12 protein-coding genes are annotated in these 15,727 nt (G+C 76.9%); 6 read left to right on the top strand and 6 right to left on the bottom strand.

What is annotated here, in order from left to right:
• The first annotated feature begins 4 nt into the window (after positions 1-4).
• Together AB0O82_RS34465 and AB0O82_RS34460 are read left to right on the top strand one after the other, a co-directional pair.
• Positions 5-1,315 (top strand): sensor domain-containing protein, encoded by a 1,311-nt coding sequence (locus AB0O82_RS34465; RefSeq protein WP_363588303.1) that lies wholly within the window; start codon positions 5-7, stop codon positions 1,313-1,315.
• Positions 1,300-1,956 (top strand): response regulator transcription factor, encoded by a 657-nt coding sequence (locus AB0O82_RS34460; protein WP_363588301.1) that lies wholly within the window; start codon positions 1,300-1,302, stop codon positions 1,954-1,956. The genes AB0O82_RS34465 and AB0O82_RS34460 overlap by 16 nt, the downstream gene beginning before the upstream one ends.
• Before the next feature lie 46 nt (positions 1,957-2,002).
• Here AB0O82_RS34460 and AB0O82_RS34455 read toward each other — a convergent pair whose 3' ends face one another.
• The 6 genes from AB0O82_RS34455 to AB0O82_RS34430 form a co-directional block, all read right to left on the bottom strand.
• Entirely contained in the window at positions 2,003-3,217 is a 1,215-nt protein-coding gene (locus AB0O82_RS34455; protein WP_363588299.1) for a lanthionine synthetase LanC family protein, read from the bottom strand.
• Between the two features lie 137 nt (positions 3,218-3,354).
• On the bottom strand, positions 3,355-3,525 hold the full coding sequence (locus tag AB0O82_RS34450) for a hypothetical protein (protein ID WP_363588297.1): 171 nt from the start codon (positions 3,523-3,525) through the stop codon (positions 3,355-3,357).
• A 12-nt stretch (positions 3,526-3,537) separates the two neighbouring features.
• Complete coding sequence (locus AB0O82_RS34445) at positions 3,538-6,315, bottom strand: lantibiotic dehydratase (protein WP_363588296.1); 2,778 nt, start codon at positions 6,313-6,315, stop codon at positions 3,538-3,540.
• A gap of 1 nt (position 6,316) precedes the next feature.
• Positions 6,317-7,279, bottom strand: a complete 963-nt coding sequence (locus AB0O82_RS34440; RefSeq protein ID WP_363588294.1) for a thiopeptide-type bacteriocin biosynthesis protein — start codon at positions 7,277-7,279, stop codon at positions 6,317-6,319.
• Between the two features lie 264 nt (positions 7,280-7,543).
• Positions 7,544-8,593 carry a glycosyltransferase family 4 protein gene (locus AB0O82_RS34435; RefSeq protein ID WP_363588292.1) on the bottom strand — a complete coding sequence of 350 codons (1,050 nt, stop codon included), beginning with the start codon at positions 8,591-8,593 and terminating at the stop codon, positions 7,544-7,546.
• Positions 8,530-9,993 (bottom strand): hypothetical protein, encoded by a 1,464-nt coding sequence (locus AB0O82_RS34430; RefSeq protein WP_363588290.1) that lies wholly within the window; start codon positions 9,991-9,993, stop codon positions 8,530-8,532. The genes AB0O82_RS34435 and AB0O82_RS34430 overlap by 64 nt, the downstream gene beginning before the upstream one ends.
• Before the next feature lie 175 nt (positions 9,994-10,168).
• Here AB0O82_RS34430 and AB0O82_RS34425 point away from each other — a divergent pair, with 175 nt between their 5' ends.
• The 4 genes from AB0O82_RS34425 to AB0O82_RS34410 all read left to right on the top strand — a co-directional run bounded on the left by AB0O82_RS34425 (position 10,169) and on the right by AB0O82_RS34410 (position 15,634).
• The gene (locus tag AB0O82_RS34425) at positions 10,169-11,167 is read left to right on the top strand and encodes a GNAT family N-acetyltransferase (protein ID WP_363588288.1); all 999 of its coding nucleotides are present in this window, start codon (positions 10,169-10,171) and stop codon (positions 11,165-11,167) included.
• The gene (locus AB0O82_RS34420) at positions 11,160-11,951 is read left to right on the top strand and encodes an aminotransferase class IV (protein ID WP_363588286.1); all 792 of its coding nucleotides are present in this window, start codon (positions 11,160-11,162) and stop codon (positions 11,949-11,951) included. The genes AB0O82_RS34425 and AB0O82_RS34420 overlap by 8 nt, the downstream gene beginning before the upstream one ends.
• A gap of 151 nt (positions 11,952-12,102) precedes the next feature.
• On the top strand, positions 12,103-12,960 hold the full coding sequence (locus tag AB0O82_RS34415) for an ABC transporter ATP-binding protein (protein ID WP_363588284.1): 858 nt from the start codon (positions 12,103-12,105) through the stop codon (positions 12,958-12,960).
• A 43-nt stretch (positions 12,961-13,003) separates the two neighbouring features.
• On the top strand, positions 13,004-15,634 hold the full coding sequence (locus tag AB0O82_RS34410) for an FtsX-like permease family protein (protein WP_363588282.1): 2,631 nt from the start codon (positions 13,004-13,006) through the stop codon (positions 15,632-15,634).
• The last annotated feature ends 93 nt before the right edge of the window (positions 15,635-15,727 follow it).

Raw genomic sequence — 15,727 nt, 5'->3', positions numbered from 1 at the left:
CCGGGTGAACGAGGAGGAGCAGCAGCCGACGGCCGTCTGGGCCGCGCTGCGAGCCCACCCGCTGCACTTCCCCGTCACCCCGTGGGTGCCGCGCTGCTGGGCCTACCTGCTCGGCGGCGCGCTGCTCGGCCCGCTGCTGCTGGCCGCCCTGACGGTGCTGCTGGTGCTCGGTCTGGGCCTGTCCGTGGTCGGGGTCGGACTGCCGGTCCTCCTCGCCCTGGCCCTCGCGGGCCTCCCCGCCGCCGCCCTCGAACGCCGACGGCTGCGGCTGGTCGAGCCGGTACCGCTGCCCGACCCGCACCGCCCGCTGCCCGGCGCCGGCCGCCGCGCCCGGCTGCGGACCCGCCTGCGCGAGCGCGCCACCTGGCGCGAACTGGCCCACACCGCGCTCACCGCCACGGCCCTCGCCGCCGCCGCGCTCGGCTTCAGCGCCGCGCTGCTGTTCTCCGGTGCCCTGGTCGCCTCCCCGGTGATCGTCTGGGCGCTGGCTCCCGAAACCGTCATGATCATTCCCGGCAGGGCGGTGTCCGGGCCGCTCGCCGCCCTGCCGTTCAGCGCCGCCGGGCTCGCCGGGCTCCTCCTCTGCGCCTACGCCGGGGCCCTGCTGACCGCCGCCCAGGTGGCCCTCGCCCGCCTCCTGCTCGGGCCCCGCGAGGAGGACACCGGCCGACAGGTCCTCGAACTCACCCGCTCCCGGGCCCGGCTCGCCGACGCCTTCGAAGCCGAACGCCGCCGCATCGAACGCGACCTGCACGACGGCGCCCAACAGCAGCTCGTCGCGCTCAGCATGACCCTCGGCCTCGCCGACCACGCGCTGCGCGACGGCAGCGCCCAGTCCGGCGACCGGGCCACCGCCCTGGTCGCCCGGGCCCGCGGCGAAGCCCGGCAGGCCCTGGAACAACTGCGCGGCCTGGTCCGCGGCATCCACCCCCAGGTGCTCACCGACCACGGCCTCGCCGCCGCCGTCGCCGAGGTCGCGCTGCGCCACCCCATCCCGGTCCGGTCCGACTTCGACCTCCCCGGCCGGCTGCCCGCCCCCGTCGAGACCACTGCCTACTTCACCGTCACCGAAGCGCTCACCAACGCCGCCAAGCACAGCGGCGCCGCCGCGATCACCGTCAGCGGGCGCATCGCCGACGGCCGGCTGGTGCTCCAGGTGACCGACGACGGCCACGGCGGGGCGGACCCGGCCGCCGGGGCCGGACTGCGCGGACTCGCCGACCGGGTGGCACTCCTGAAAGGACGGCTCATGGTGACCAGCCCGACGGGCGGCCCGACCACGCTGCGGCTGGAGGTCCCGTGCTCCGGATCGTGATCGCCGAGGACGCCGTCCTGCTGCGCGCCGGACTCGTCGAACTCCTCACCCTCGGCGGCCACCGGGTGACCGCCGCCGTCGGCGACGCCCGCGCCCTCGCCGCCGCCGTCGACACCGAACGGCCCGACGCCGTCATCACCGACGTCCGGATGCCGCCCGACTTCTCCGACGAGGGCCTGCGCGCCGCCCTCGACCTGCGCGAACGCCACCCGGGCCTGCCCGTCCTGGTGCTCTCCCAGTACGTCGCCACCCCGTACGCCACGCGCCTGCTCGCCGCCGCCGGCGCCCAACCCGCCGGCCTCGGCTACCTCCTGAAGGACCGCGTCGGCGACGTCGCCGACTTCCTCGACGCCCTGCGCCGGGTCGCCGCCGGCGAGACCGTCATCGACCCCGACGTGGTCCGCGTCCTGCTGCGCCAGCAGTCCGCCGACCGCCCCCTCACCCGCCTGACCCCCCGCGAACGCGAAGTCCTCGCCCTCATGGCCGAGGGCCTCAACAACCAGGCCATCGCCACCCGGCTCACCATCACCGAGGCCTCGGTGGTCAAACACTGCGGCAACATCTTCATGAAGCTCGACCTCGACCCCACCGAAGGCAACCGCCGCGTCCTCGCCGTCCTGGCCCACCTCCGGGAGGCGTAGGGCGGGTCCGACAACAGGCTCGGGTCCGACAACAGGCGTCGGTGGCTCAGCGCAGACCGAGACAGGGCAGCCAGGCCCGTGAGGCGTCGTGGCCTGCGGTGAGCAGGGCGCACAGCGGGCCGGCCGCGCCCCCGAGCAGGCCCATCCCCTCCGCGCCCAGGGCCTCCACCTCGGGCAGGCGGGCCCTGAGGTGGGCGAGCAGACGGGCCTTCAGCGCGGTCGCGGCGGGCAGGCCGGCGTGGTGGGCGAAGGCGTCGGCCACCGCCAGCACGCCCGAGGCGCCGTGGCACAGGGCCAGCAGGTCGCTCGCGCGGTCGCCGAAGAGGTGGAACCGGTCGTCGTACCGTTCGGCGAGCGTGCTGAAGGCCGCTGCGGCCCAGGTGGCCGCCTCCCGGTCGCCCGTCGCGTCGGCCGCGTCCCACAGCGCCCAGGACACTCCGGGGGTGCCGTAGCACCAGGCCTGGCGGGCGCGCGCTCCGGCGGGCGGCGGGCCGTCGAGCCCGGCGCCGTCCCAGGTGCGGATGGAGCGGGCGTCGTCGAAGGACTGCCGCATCAGCCACCCGGTCGCGCGGCGCAGGGCGGGCGTCAGGTCGGGGTGCGGTCCGAGGTGGCGTACGGCTGCGGTGAGTGCGACGACGACTCCTGCGGCGCCGTGGCCCGTGCCGGTGTTGATCCGTCCGTCGAGCCAGCCCAGGTGCGGGTGGCCGGCGTACTGCCCCGTCCGCAGCCGGGGCAGCTCGTCGGCGTCGCACAGCCGGGCCAGGTGGTCGGCGTACGGGCCGAGTTGGGCCGGTGTCGGGCGGGTGCCCGTGCTCAGGGCGAGCAGGGTGCCGGAGGGGCCGACGATGAGGTCGTAGTCCGGGAAGGCGACCTGTTCGCAGCGCCAGGTGAGGGCCGGCGCGGTGCGGACCAGGTGGTCGCGGAGCCGGTCGGCGACCGGATGCAGCCCCGGGAGCACCCGGGCTCCCAGCCGCAGGCCCGCCAGCGTTCCGGCCAGTCCGCCGTCGTACAGCCCGCAGTGGCCCGGCCCCTGGCCGGCGGTGCGGGCCCACACCGCCACGGCACGGGCCGCGGACCGTTCGGCCTCCGGCCCCCCGGTGGTGTGCAGCAGGGCGGCCAGGACGGGGATGCCCGGATCGGAGGGGTGCTCGGCGACCGCCGGGCTCTCGCGGGGCCGGGCGGACCAGGCGTCGAGGAGCCGGACGGCGAGTCCGGTGACGGCGGTGCCGGTGTCCTCGGCGTTCGCGGTGTGCTGCGGCACGGTGGCTCCTCGGGAACGACGGGTCGGCACTCCGCCCGGCCTGGAGGGGCTGGGCGGAGTGCCGGTGGTGGCGGCCGTCAGGGGCCGCTGTCCGGGTGGCCGTCCGAGGGCGTGCCCTCGGACGGCCTGACGGGAGATCAGCAGAACACGCCGCTACAGAGCAGCACCGTGTCGCAGATCAGGACGGTGCAGACGCCGCTGCAGCCGCCGCTGCTGGCCTCGGGGGTCGGCAGGGTGGTCTCGGTGATGCGCGCGTCCAGGTCGCCGATGAGGGCGTCGAGGTCGGTGAGCGCCGTGATGTCGGGCATGGTTGTCCTCCTTCAGGAGCGGTGATGGGTGGAGACCGCCCCGGTGGCCCGCCCGCGAGGGGCGGGCGCACCGGGGACGTCGGGTTCGCCGCGCAGTGCGGCGGCGGCGGGCTCCGCGAGTTCCTCGGCGCCCTGGTCGAACGGAAGTCTGAGCAGCAGTTGGGCGGCGACGGCGGCACCGCCGTGCACGGGGTCGTGGAGCAGCAGGCCGCCCGGGTCGGGAAGCATCTCCTCGACCAGCAGGTCCGCACCGGGGTGGCGCGCGCAGATCCGCTCCAGCAGGGCGACGGCGGTCAGCGCCGCGAAGTCCACGGGCACCGGTTTCGGCTGGGGTACGGCCCGGACGAACGCGAAGCGCGGCAGTCCGGCGGAGCGCCCGAGGGCGGCGAGGGCGCGCACCTTGGTCAGGTCGCCGTCGCCGGGCCGCCACAGCTGGGCCGGCGGCACGCGCCAGACCGCGGGGCTGATGACCAGGGCGCCGCCGCCGACGGTCACCCGGGGCAGTCGGTCCGTGTCGGGGAACGCCTCGGCCAGGCCGTCCAGGCGGATCAGGCGCGAGCCCGCCGGGTGGCCGGCGGCCAGCAGCAGCCGGACCAGGACGTCGTACGGGGGCAGGGGCGTACGGGTGGCGTGGTGGACGGGCAGCAGCCGGCACCCGTCGGCCTCGGCGATGATCCGCGGGCCGACCCGTCGCAGGGTGATGCGCTCCAGCGGCAGGTAGCGGGCCGTCAGGCCGTCCGCTCCCTGGTACGGCAGGGGATCGGGATCGCCCGTCCACCAGCCGGTGATGACCGGCCGCCGTACGGCGTTGGCGGCGCGTCCGGCCAGCGGCGGCACCAGCAGTTCGACGAAGCGGGCCCCGGACAGCCGCTCGACGGAGGCGAGGAAGGCCCGGTAGCTCCGCAGGTTGTCGTAGCCGCCGTGCAGGGTGTGGAGCGCGTCGGCGAACCGGGCGTCCAGCACGCCCGCCGGTGAGGCGGTCTCCAGTACCGCGACCGGTCCGGGGCCCGGCAGCGGACGCAGCAGGCAGTCCAGGGGCCAGGGCGGCAGCGCGGTCGCGGCCGGGGGCGCCCCGAGGGTGTCCAGCAGGTCGTCGTCCAGGTCCACCGGTCCGCTGCCGGCCCGGGCGGACAGGTGAGCCAGCAGCCCGGCGTAGCCGGACCCGGAGGTCTCGGCGGGGTGCCAGCCCGCGTACCGGCGCGGGGGCTGAGGCGGCGGCGGGCAGCTGCCGTCGGGCAGGTGGCGCGCGAGGATCTCGCCGAGCGGGCACGGCCGTTCGGTGAGCTCCGCGAGCTCGGTCGGCAGCCGGTGCGGGTCCGGCCCCGCGAGCCGGTCGGCCTCCCGCAGCCACGCCACGCGGGCGGCGGTGCCGAGGCCCTGCTGCACCTGGCGGGCGGCCGCTCCGGAGACGGCCGAGGCTATGGTGCGGTAGGAGTCGGTGAACCACGGCCGGGAGTCGTCGGCGGGGGCGGCGGAGCCGGTGGTGCGGAGCGCCGACGCGGGGGCGGGGGCGGGTATGGGCGCGGGTGCGGCGGAATCGGCGCTCGGTGCAGGTGTCGGAGGAGGCGCCGGTTGCGGAAGGGTGCCGCGCGCGTGGACGTCCTCGGCGGCGAGCCAGCCCGTGGTGCGGCGGCGCGGGGCCGCGCAGGCCTGGAGCACGCCGAGTCCGAGCAGGTGCGCGAGGAAGCCGCGCAGCACCGTGGGGGCGGAAGCCGCTGCCCCGGCCGCCGCTGCGACGGTCGTCGCCGTGCCCAGCAGAGCCGCTTCGAGGTCGCCCAACGGGCGAGGGCCGCCGGCCAGTTGAGCCAGCACGTGATCCAGGGGGAGGGAGCGCCGCAGGTCGACCTGCCGCAACCGACCCCGGTCGTGCGGGTCGGTCACCCAGCAGCGCAGGACGCCGGCGCCCGGTGCGGTGCCCGCCGGCTGGGGGAAGTGCAGCGGAGCCAGGGCCAGCACCGTGGCCGGGTCCGCCGCCCGCAGGTCCAGGGCGCCGAGCCGGGCCCGCACCCCGTGGACGTTCTCCACGGCCTGGGCCGCCACCTCGCCGAGGGTCGTGCCCGGCGGGACGAGCCGCAGCAGGGTGCCGTCGGCCCCGCCGCCGTTCCCGTCATCGTTCCCGCCGCCGTTCCCGCCGCCGTTCGCGCCCGTCGGGGTGACCGGCAGCAGGGTGACCTGGCCGACCCAGCCGCGCGGGGTGGTCTTCGCCGCGGCCCGACCGAGCGCCCGCCACACGTATGCCGCCCGTTTGCGCAGCCGCTTCCCGCTCCAGGACTCGCCCGCGGCCAGCCGGCCGGCCACGTCTGCGGCCGCTCCGGGCTCCACCTCGTCCAGGAAGGCCCGCATGACGGGCGACGCGCACACCAGGGACCAGCCCAGGGCGCCCACGCGCTCGCGCTCGGCCGCCACCGCGGCCTCCAGCCGCCGCAGGGCGACGGCCGCGGACTCGGCTTCGCCGGACAGCCGTGCGGCGTCCGCGACGAGGCCGCCGGCGGCGGGCAGCCGCCCCAGCAGCCCGCAGTCGGCCGGGCCCGGTGCGGCGCCGGAGTGCAGCCGACGGCGCACGGCCAGCACGGCGCGGCGGTCGGCGGCGGTGAGGGCGGGGTGCGGCACGACCACGATGCCCAGCTGCTCGGCCAGTCGGCGGGCGTGCTCCGCCCGCCGTTCGTCCCGTCGGGCGTGGTCGGCGACCTGTGCGAACAGCTCCGGGTTGCCCGCCGCCGCCCACGCTGCCAAGGGCATGCCGGCCACGCGGAGCAGCGCCGCAGCGCCCAGTTCCCGGTCCTCGTCCACGTCAGGACCTCCCGTCACCGGTGAGCGCGTGGGTCAGCAGGCTCTGCCGGGCCAGGGAGAACCGCCCCCGGTTCCAGTGGAAGACGACGTAGTGGGCGGCGGCGCGGCGCGGGCCGATCACCGCTTCACCGGACTCGAAGTAGCCGGTACGCCAGCCCTCGGCGGCCCGGCGCACGGCGTCCCCGTGCACCTCGACCGCCGCCCGCCGTTGCGGCGGCAGCGGATCGAGCAGGCTCCGTCCGCCGGCTCGCCAGGCCGCGAGGATGCCCGCGGCGGCGCGCCGGGTGTCCTCGTCGGGCTCGGTGCCCAGCCTGCGGCCGGCGTCGTCCTGGAGCACCTGCCAGACCCCGCGGTGCTCCCAGCCGACGATGCCGAGGCCGTCGAGGAGTTCACCGAGGAGGTACAGGGACAACCGCCAGTCCGCGACCGCCTCCGGTCGGCCCGGTGCCGCGACGGTGTCGTGGTGATCGAGCCAGGCCAGGGAATCCACCGTGAACAGGTCGTGGACGTGCCGCATCGATCGCGGGCCGCCGAAGAGGTAGGTCTCCGGCTCGTACCGCCCGCACAGCGGCGGTTGCGGCTGTCCGTCCACCGCGCGGAAGCGGCGCGTCAGTTCCTCGCGCAGTGCCCCGACATCGGACCGGCCCGCCTCGAACCGGACCCGCAGGCCGGGCGGTTTGTGCATGAAGAAGAAGGAGCGCGCCGCGCCGGCGGAGATCAGGTCGCGGGCCGTGTCCGCGACGGCGCGGTACGTCCGGTGCCAAGTGGCCGGGCCCGGCGCGAGGTTGATCTGCACCCAGCCGTCCTCGGGCCGGTCGTCGCGCAGCGCGGACAGCCCGGCCGTCAGGAACGCGCGGCGCGCGGCCTCGTACTCGGGGCCCGCGGAATCGACCGGTACCGTTCCCCACGGAATGTCGCGAGCGTCCCGGAGGCAGTCGGCCAGCAATCGTTCGACCTCCACCATGGTGCCCACCTCCTCGTGATTCCGGCTCTACTCCTGGGGTTTCCACCATTCGGTCGGATTGAAAAACGGAAGGCAAATATTCATATGATGAAAAAGGGTGCGCCCGCTGCGCGTACGGGACTTCGCGCGCTGAAGGCGCATCCTGCGGGCGGATTCTGAAGCCTTCGCCCCCCCTGACTCGATGATCGCCCGCATGTTGGTGAGTGGGTGTCACTTCTGCTCGAACTCCCATTGAAAAAAACGGCGTTGGCGGGTCCGAAAGTGTCAGGGGAGCTCGGCGGGAGCGCCGGTGACGGACCGGGTGGGGTCGAGCAGGTGGGCGAGGCGGTGGGCGGAGGCGGTCCAGGACCAGTGGGTGGCGGCCCAGTCGCGGCCGGCGGCGCCCATCCGGGCGCGGTCCGCCGGCGGGGCGAGGAGGAGGCGGGTGAGGGCGGCGGCCACGTCGGCCGGGTCGCGCCCGTCGACGACGGTGCCGGTGACGCCGTCGAGGACGGTGTCGGGGGCGCCGCCGGAGCGGCCGGCGACGACGGGCAGGGCGGCGGCGGCCGCTTCCAGGTAGACGATGCCGAGGCCTTCGGCTTCGAGGCCGGCCCGGCGGGTGCGGCACGGCATGGCGAAGACGTCGGCCTCGGCGTAGTGGGCGGCGGTGGCCGCGTGGTCGAGACCGCCGGCGAATTCGACGCTGCCGGGCTCGGTGCACCGGTGGGCGAGCGCGCGCAGACGGTCCTCGTACGGGCCCTGGCCGACGAGGACGAGGACCGCGCCGGGGACGGCCCGGCGGATCGCCGGCAGGGCGCGGATCAGGACGTCCTGCCCCTTGCGCGGGACGAGCCGGGCGACGCAGAGGATCACCGGCCCGGTGCGGGCCCGCCGGGCGCCCTCGGCACCGGGCCGGAAGCGGTCCGGGTCCACGCCGGGGACGAGGCGCGCCAGCCGGGCGTCCGGGCCGAGGGCGGGGGCGATCCGGGCGCGGGTGTACTCGCCGAGGTAGGTGACGACGTCGACGCTGCGGCCTATCCGGCGCAGCAGGCGGCGGGCGCCGGGGGTGCGGGCCCACCAGATCTCGTGGCCGTGGGTGGTGGCGACGGTGCGGCGGATGCCGTCGGCCTGGCGGAGCAGGCCGGGGGTCATCGCGGCGAGCGGGGCGGCGGCGCCGAACCAGACCCGGTCGCAGCCGTGGGCACGGGCGATCTCGGCGGCGCGGCGGGTGGCCCGGGCGGTGGGCAGCAGGGTGCGGGCCCGGTCGCGGATCACCGGGAAGGGGAGAGCGGCGTCGTGCCGATCGGCGCCCGGTTCGGCGGAGGTGTAGACCACGACGTCGGAGTGGGGCAGCCGGGTGGCCAGGGCGTGGACGAAGGTTTCGATGCCGCCTTGGCGGGGCGGGAAGTCGTTCGTGACGATGAGTGTGCTGCCCATGGGCGGGTGGGACCTCGGTTCGGTGTCGGAGAAGCGGCCGGGGAAGGGATCGGAGGAGGCGTCGGAGAGGGGCTCGGAGCGGGGGAGACGGGGAGGGCCGGCGGGAGGACCCGGGCGAGCAGGACGAGGAGGACCGGCAGCGCGAGGTAGCCGAACCGCCCGGCGGGGGCGAGCAGGAAGGCCAGGGCGAGCCCGAGGGCGAGCCGGTCGGCGGCGTCCGCCGCGTGCCGGGGCGGGTGGGTGAGCAGGGAGGCCGCGAGGGCGGCTGCGGCGAGCAGCAGCAGGCCGACGGCCGCGTACCAGCCGGGCGGGCCGAGGTCGGCGAGCAGCCGTCCGGGCAGCGGGCTGGCGGCGGGGGTGGGCAGGTCGCCGCGGCCGGTGGGGAAGGCGAACACCTGGTGGAGCATCGGCCCGGGCGAGCGCAGGGCGCCGGGCAGGACGAGCAGGGCCGTGCCGCCCACCGCGACGGCGGCGGCGCGCAGGGCGGGGCGCCGTCCGGCGGTGGCGGCGAGCAGCGCGGTGACCACGGCGACGGCCGGCCAGGCCGTCCACTTGAGCGAGCAGGCGGCGGCGAGGGCCAGTCCGGCGGGGGCGGGGCGCCGTCGGGCGGCGAGGGTGAGGGCGAGCCAGCAGAGGCCGGTCATCGGCAGGTCGACGCCGCTGACGCAGAGCGGCAGCGCGACGACGGGCGAGGCGGTCAGCGCGGCGAGGGCGGTCCGCGGGCCGAGGGGTGGGGTGGTCGGCGTGGGGAGGGCGGTCCGCCGCCCGGCGGGCGCGGAGCGCAGCAGGCAGGCGAGGAACGCGGCCGCGCACCAGAGCCGTGCGTCGCCCGCCACCCGGGCGAGCGGCAGACCGCCGAGTGACAGGCCGCCGAGCGGCAGCCCGTCGAGCAGGGCCCGGGGGAGTCCGAGGATCGCCATTCCGGGCAGGTACGGGGTGTACTCGGCCACCGTCCGGGGCTCGGCGAGGTACGGCGTTCCGGTGTGCAGCAGCAGGGCCCCGGAGCGTTCGATCACCCCGACCTCGCTCTGCCCCCGGCTGGTCAGCACGAGGGCGAGCAGCGGCACGGCGACGGCCCCGGTGAGTGCGAGGGCGATGGACAGCGGCCGGCCCCGGCGCGTCGGCAGGAGGGCGGCGAGCCCCGCCAGCAGGTAGCCGACGGCGGCGCAGGTGCCCCAGGTGCGGTGCGGGCCGAGGTCGGAGAGCAGCGGGAAGGCCCCGGCCCATCCGGCCGCGAGGAGCCATCCGCCGCACCACGCGGCGGCGTGTCGCCGGTCTGGGGAGTCGTGCCGATTCATCACCCGTTCATTGCATCGTCGCAGGTCAGCCTGGTCATCACGGTCAGGTCGAGTCCTCTGGTCGGGTTTCCCCTACCATCCGTCGGGGCCGTCGCCCGGCGACCTTCGTATCCGATCTGACGTTCGGTGTTCGTCGGATTACGGAAAGTGCCCGCGCTCCCGCTATCGTGTCGGCGTGGTGAGGTCGTGGGATGCGGCAGTGGAGCGGGCGCAGGACCGGCTGGCGGCGGGGCCGCGGCTGCGGGCGGTCGCCGAGGGGGACGAACGGCGGTTCGCCCTCTGGGACTTGGCGTCCCTGGTGGAAGGTGAGCTGGGGGAGCTGGTGGCCCCGGACGAGCTGACGCCGGAGGCCGAGCGCCGGTGGCGCGAGCGGCTGGGGGAGAGCGGCCGGGAGTGGCCCGGCGGCGAGCTGTACCGGCGCCGCTACTGGGTGCTGGACGAGGACGGAGCCGCGGCCGGCACGGTGGCGGTGGACAACTGGACCAAGGGACCCGGCCAACTCGCCGTCTCCTCCCTCTACTTGATCCCGGAGGCGCGTGGCCGGGGGCTGGCCGCCGGGGCGCTGGACGAGGTGTACGCGGCGTCCGCCGCGGAGGGCCTGCCCGGCTTCCGGCTGGAGGCGCACTGGGCCTGGCAGCACGCCGTCCGCTACTACCTGCGCCGCGGCCTCTGGGTGGTCGGCTGGAAGCGTTCGCTGGCCCTGGCCCGGATGCCGCAGCTCCCGCCGTACCGGGTGTGCGAGGAGGGCGGCTGGCTGCACCTGCTGGTCGCGGACCGGGGGTGGGGCTGGGTGCCGATGCTCGCTGCCGGCTGCGAGGGTCGCTGGCTGCGGCTGGACGAGACGCCCGACTACCGGGCGGCCGACGGCTGGGTGCACGAGTACGCGCGTTCGACGCTGGCGCTGCACCTGGCGCTCGCGGGCCGGCCGCTGGTGCGCGGCCCGCAGTGGTGGGCGGAGGCGTGGCGGTGGTCGGACGCCGGGGAGCCGGAGGGGCTGGCCTACAAGATCGAGCATTTCGAGCAGCTGGCCCTGGCGGCGGGCCGCCAGGTGGTCAGTCCGTACCGCCCGGCGGTGGCGGTGTCTGAAACCCCGACCCCGCCCCCGGCACCGGCGCTGAGAGCGGAGGCCCCGGTGGCGGCGGCGCCGGGGCTGGCAGACTCGGGGGATGGCTGAGATCGAGATCGACGGCGCGCCGGCCGACCCGGCGCGGCTGGCCGCACTGGGGCTGCTGAACTACGGGCACTTCACCACCCTGCGCGCCGAGGCGGGCCGGGTCCGGGGCCTGGCGCTGCACCTGGACCGGTTGGTCCGGGACTGCCGGGTGCTGTTCGCCGCCGAGTTGGACCGGGAGGCGGTGCGGGAGCGGATCCGCGCGGTGCTGCCCGCCGACGGCGCGCCGGTGATCGTCCGGGTGACGGTGTACGACCCGGAGCTCGGCCTGGAACGCCCCGGCGCCCCGGCGGTGCCCCGGCTGCTGCCGACCACCCGCCCGGCGGCGGCAGCGGCGCCGGGCCCGCTGCGGGTGCGCACGGTCGGGTACCGGCGGGAGCTGCCGGAGGTGAAGCACGTCGGCCTGTTCGGCCTGGTCCACCACCGCAGGCGGGCCCAACTCGACGGCTACGACGATGTCCTGCTGGTGGATCCGGACGGCGGCGGGGTGGTCGAGGGCGCCACCTGGAACGTCGGCTTCCTCGACGGCCGCCGACTGGTCTGGCCGGACGGCCCGAGCCTGCCCGGGGTGACCGCCGCGCTGCTGGCCGACGCGTACGGCGGGCCGCAGTCGCGCGAGCGGGTGGACGCGTCCGGGCTGGGCCGCTTCACGGCGGCGTTCGCGGCGAACGCGGGCGTCGGCGTCCGGCCGCTGGCAGCGGTCGACGGTACGGCCTTCGACCCGGCGCACCCCGTGCTCGCCGAACTCGCCACCGCCTACGGGGAGATCACCGCCGACCCGGTGTGAGCCCGCCCGGCGCGGGCCCGCAGGCCCCCGGAGGGGGGTGGGGATATCCCCACCCCCGGTCCGCCAGCGGCCTCCATGGTCCGCCGGCCTGGCCTTTTCTAGCGTGGAACCCGTCGACGACCACCGACGATCCCCGAGGGAAGGCCCACCCATGGCACGCCGCCACGACCGCCCATCGACCGAGCCGTACGCCGCCGGACCGTACGCCGCCGGCCCGTACGCGACGGGGGCGTACGGCGGCGGCCCGTACCCCGAGCAGGGCGCCCGTCCGGCGATCGAGCTGCGCGGGGTGCGCCGCACCTACGGCCGCGGCGGCGAGACCGTGCACGCGCTGCGAGGGATCGACCTGGCGCTGGCCCGGGGCAGCTTCACCGCCGTGATGGGCCCGTCCGGCTCCGGCAAGTCGACCTTCCTGCAGTGCGCGGCGGGCCTGGACAAGCCCGACCAGGGGGAGATCCGCCTCGGCGGCGAGGACATCACCCGGCTGAGCGAGGACCGGCTCACCAAGCTGCGCCGCAGCCGGATCGGCTTCGTCTTCCAGTCCTTCAACCTGCTGCCCTCGCTGACGGTGGAGCAGAACGTGCTGCTCCCGCAGCGGCTGGCCGGCGAGCGCCAGGACCGCGCCCGGGCGCGGGAGCTGCTGGCCCAGGTCGGCCTCGGTGAGCACGCCAAGCGGCGGCCCGGCCAGCTCTCCGGCGGCCAGCAGCAGCGGGTGGCGATCGCCCGCGCGCTGATCACCGACCCGGACGTGGTGTTCGCCGACGAGCCGACCGGCGCGCTGGACACCCGCACCGCGCACGAGGTGCTGGGCCTGCTGCGGCGCGCCGTGGACGACCTGGGCGCGACGGTGGTCATGGTGACCCACGACCCGGTGGCGGCCTCGTTCGCCGACCGGGCGCTGTTCCTGGCCGGCGGCGCGCTCGTCGACGAGCTGCACCACCCGCAGGCGCAGGCCGTCGCCGACCGGATGGTCTCGCTCACCGCCCGCCCGGTGGGGGTCGCGGCGTGAACGGGCGGCGTGGACCGATCGACGAGTGGAACGGGGCAGGGGCATGAGCAACGGACTGGCGCGCGCCTCGGTGCGCTTTCGACCCGCCTCCTTCGTGGGCACCCTGGTCGCCCTGCTGCTGGGCGCCGCCGTGGTGGTGGCCTGCGGTGTGCTGCTGCAGACCGGTGTGACCGCGAGCGTCGCACCGCAGCGGTACGCGGGCGCCCCGGTGGTGGTCGCGGCCGACCCGGTGGTGCGGATCACCGCCAAGGTCGGCCGCGACACCGAGACCAGGGAGCAGACCACCCCCGAGCGGGCCCGGACGGACGCCGCCCTGGTGGGCCGGATCGCCGCACTGCCCGGGGTCGCCGCCGCCCGCCCGGACAGCGCCTTCCCGCTGCCGGCCGGCACCGGCACCCCCGCCCTGACCGGCCGGGGCTTCGCCGCGCTCGGCATCGCCGGCCCGGCCGACCAACTGGTCGAGGGCCGTGCGCCCGGCGCCGACGAGGTGGTACTGGACGCCGACACGGCGCGCGCCGCCCACCTCGCGCCCGGCGCGAAGCTCACCCTCACCGCCCCCGGCGGCACCGGCGACTACCGGATCTCCGGCCTGGCCGCCGCCCAACCGGCCGGCCCCACCGCCTGGTTCGCCGACGCCACCGCCGACCGCCTCTCCGGCCACCCCGGCCGGATCGACGCGATCGCCGTCCAGCCGCGCGAGGGCGTGGACCGCGCCGCGCTGGTCGCGCAGGTCCGCCAGGCCCTCGACGCCCAGGCCCTCGGTGCCAAGGCCGCGGACACCCGGGCCGCGGACGCCAAGGCCGCCGGCACCCCGGCCCTCGGCCTTGAGGCCAAGGCCGAGAGCGGCGGCGCCAAGGTCTTCACCGGTGACGGCCGCGGCACCGTCGAACAGCCCGCCATCGGCGAGGCCCGCACCCTGCTGATAGGGCTCGGCGGCAGCTTCGGCGGCTACGCCACCATGACCGCGATCTTCGTCGTGATGAGCACCGTCGCCCTGGCCACCGGCCAGCGCGCCCGCGAGTTCGCCCTGCTGCGCGCCATCGGCGCCACCCCGCGGCAGATCCGCCGCACCATCGCCACCGAGGCGATGCTGGTCGCGCCGGTCGCCGGGGCGCTCGGCATCCTGCCCGGACTGGCCCTGGCCCGCTGGTGGTTCGGCGAACTGACCTCGCGCGGCGCCGTGCCGCAGGGCGTGCGGCTGGACGTCGGCCCGCTGCCGATGCTCGCCGCCGTCCTCATCTGCACCCTCGCCGCGCTGACCGCCGGCTTCCTGGCCGCCCGCCGCCCCGCCAAACTGCGCCCCGGTCAGGCGCTCGGCGCGGCCGCCGTCGAACCGGGCCACCCCGGCAAGGTCCGGACCGTCATCGGGCTGCTCTTCGCCGCCGGCGGCGTGGTGGCCGCCGCCTTCGCGGCCGCCCTGGACGGCATCAACGCCGCCAACACCGCGCTCGGCGTGGTCATGTGCTTCATGCTGGCCGTCGCGCTGCTCGGCCCCTGGGTGGCGCGGGTCGCCGCCACGGTGTTCGGCGCCCCGCTGCGGGCTGGCGGCGCCCCCGGCTCGCTGGCCGCCGACAACACCCGCGCCAACGCCCGCCGGCTGGCCTCCGCGATCACCCCGATCGTGCTGGTCACCGCCTTCTGCGGCACCCTGCTGTTCCTCCAGAGCACCATCAGCCACACCACCGGCGCGAACGTGCGGGACGGCATCGTCGCCGACCACGTGATCGGCTCCACCGGCCCCGGCCTGCCCGCGGGCACCGCCGGGCGGGCCGCCAAGGTGCCCGGTGTGGACGCCGCGGTCGGCGTGCTGCGCACCGCCGCCGTGTACACCCACGACATGCAGCTCGGCTCCGCCACCGCGCTCGGCGTCGACGGCGACCCGGCCCGGCTGTCCCGGGTGCTCGACCTGGGCGTACGCAGCGGTTCGCTCGCCGACCTGGGCCGCGCCGCCGACACCGTCGCCCTGGACGCCACGCTGGCCGACGCCCTGGACGTCAAGGTCGGCGACCGGGTGCCGCTGCGGCTCGGCGACGGCACCCCGGTGCAGCCCGCCGTGGTCGCCGTCTACGACCGCGGGCTCGGCTTCGGCCAGGTGCTGCTGCCCCGGGCGGTCGTCGCCGGGCACGTCACCGCCGGGTACGACAGCCAGGTGCTGGTCGCCGACGCGCCGGGCGCCGACCGCACGGCGGTGGCGGCCGCGCTGGCGGGCCTCGCGGGCCCCGGCGGGGCGACCGTGACCGACCGGGCCGGATTCGTCGCCCAGTCCGACAAGATGATGGAGCTGAACGCCTGGGCCAACACCGTGATGGCCGGCGTGCTCGGCGGGTTCGCCGCCGTCACCGCCGTCAACACCCTGGTGATGACCGTCCTCGACCGGCGCCGCGAGGTCGCCCTGCTCCGGCTGGCCGGCACCACCCGGCGCCAGGTGCGCGGCATGATGCGCTGGGAGGCGCTGCTGGTCGCCGCGACCGGCCTGGTGATCGGCGGGGGGATCGCCTGGGTCGCCCTCGTCCCGATCGCCCGGGGCGTCGCCAACTCCTCCCCGTACATCCCGCCGGCGCTCGCCCTGCCGCTGGCCGCCGGAGCCGTCCTGCTCTGCCTCGGCGCGACCGGGTTGCCCGCCCGGGCCCTGCTGCGCACCCGCCCGGTGGCACTGGGCGCCGCCCGGCAGTAGCGGAGGCCCGCGCATGCTCGAAGGGCCCCGTCCCTGGACCTGCCCTGGCCGGTCTGGGCGCTGCTCGGCGTCGCGGTGGTCTGGCTCCTCGGC

Source organism: Kitasatospora sp. NPDC088264, from assembly GCF_040685715.1.
GTDB lineage: Bacteria > Actinomycetota > Actinomycetes > Streptomycetales > Streptomycetaceae > Kitasatospora.
This window is presented reverse-complemented; position numbering and strand designations above follow the sequence as displayed.

Bases quoted from the DNA above. Each gene is read 5' to 3' on its own strand.
- AB0O82_RS34450 (WP_363588297.1), bottom strand. From the start codon at position 3,525: ATGCCCGACATCACGGCGCTCACCGACCTCGACGCCCTCATCGGCGAC.
- AB0O82_RS34440 (WP_363588294.1), bottom strand. From the start codon at position 7,279: ATGGTGGAGGTCGAACGATTGCTGGCCGACTGCCTCCGGGACGCTCGC.
- AB0O82_RS34430 (WP_363588290.1), bottom strand. From the start codon at position 9,993: ATGAATCGGCACGACTCCCCAGACCGGCGACACGCCGCCGCGTGGTGC.
- AB0O82_RS34420 (WP_363588286.1), top strand. From the start codon at position 11,160: ATGGCTGAGATCGAGATCGACGGCGCGCCGGCCGACCCGGCGCGGCTG.
- AB0O82_RS34415 (WP_363588284.1), top strand. From the start codon at position 12,103: ATGGCACGCCGCCACGACCGCCCATCGACCGAGCCGTACGCCGCCGGA.
- AB0O82_RS34410 (WP_363588282.1), top strand. From the start codon at position 13,004: ATGAGCAACGGACTGGCGCGCGCCTCGGTGCGCTTTCGACCCGCCTCC.